We start from the raw sequence: 490 nt of genomic DNA on the forward strand, positions 1-490 counted from the left end.
GGGCGTAGGCGACCGAGGCGGTGCTGCAGTTGCCACCGCCGATGGCGCTGTAGGTGGCCTTCGCGGCGGCGGGCGGCTGGACGGGGGGCTGGGAGGCCGGCGGCGGCTGCGGCGCGGGCTGCTGGGGTGCGGGCTGCTGCGGGGCCGGCTGCTGGGGCGCGGGCTGCTGCGGAGCCGGCTGGCCCGGCGCGGGCTGCTGCGGCGCGGGCTGACCCGGGGCCGGCTGCTGGGGAGCGGGCTGACCGGCGCCGGGCTGCTGCGCGGCGGGCTGGCCTGCGGCGGGCTGTGTCGTCTTGCCGTTGCTGCTGCCGCCGGTGCTACTGCTGCTGCCGCCGGTGCCGCCGCCGCTGCCGTTCTGTGTCCCGCTCTGCGGCGCCTTGCCCGCCGGGACGGTCGTCCCGGCCGGCTGGCCGGCCGGCACCGCCGGGGCGCCGACGGTTCCGCCGCCGAGGGCGAGCCCGGGGACGGTGCCGTCGGCAGGCGGCGCGGC

1 pseudogene is annotated in these 490 nt (G+C 82.0%); it reads right to left on the reverse strand.

The features are described 5' to 3' along the window. Positions 1-490, reverse strand: a pseudogene (locus tag VR45_RS43090) (hypothetical protein); the annotation flags it as partial.

Origin of the sequence: Streptomyces sp. NRRL S-495, assembly GCF_000966955.1 — a bacterium.
Lineage (GTDB): Bacteria > Actinomycetota > Actinomycetes > Streptomycetales > Streptomycetaceae > Kitasatospora > Kitasatospora purpeofusca.